Origin of the sequence: Pseudomonas sp. PICF6, from assembly GCF_009831705.1 — a bacterium.
GTDB lineage: Bacteria > Pseudomonadota > Gammaproteobacteria > Pseudomonadales > Pseudomonadaceae > Aquipseudomonas > Aquipseudomonas rhizophila.
The window spans coordinates 18,960-19,201 of record NZ_WUUD01000005.1; the positions used below are offsets into that span (position 1 = coordinate 18,960).

Genomic DNA, 242 nt, shown 5'->3' on the forward strand with positions numbered 1-242 from the left:
GTGAACTCCAACAACTACGCCATCGACACGGTTCGCCCCGGCGCCACCATCACAGTGGGCGACACCAGCCTGGGCATCGGCCAGAGCACTACTGTGACCATCAGCTTCACCGAGGCAGTGTCCGGTTTTGACTTGTCGGATCTCAGCGTCGCCAATGGTGTGTTGTCCAACCTCACCAGCAGTGACGGCGGCCTGACCTGGACGGCGACCCTGACGCCTACCGCGGGCGTCAACGATGCCAC

The 242-nt window shown here is 62.8% G+C and carries 1 protein-coding gene; it reads left to right on the forward strand.

Annotation, left to right across the window (positions count from 1 at the left end; all coding sequences use genetic code 11):
• A partial coding sequence (locus GSM73_RS26795; RefSeq protein ID WP_256676677.1) for an Ig-like domain-containing protein occupies positions 1–242 on the forward strand: 242 nt, incomplete at both ends.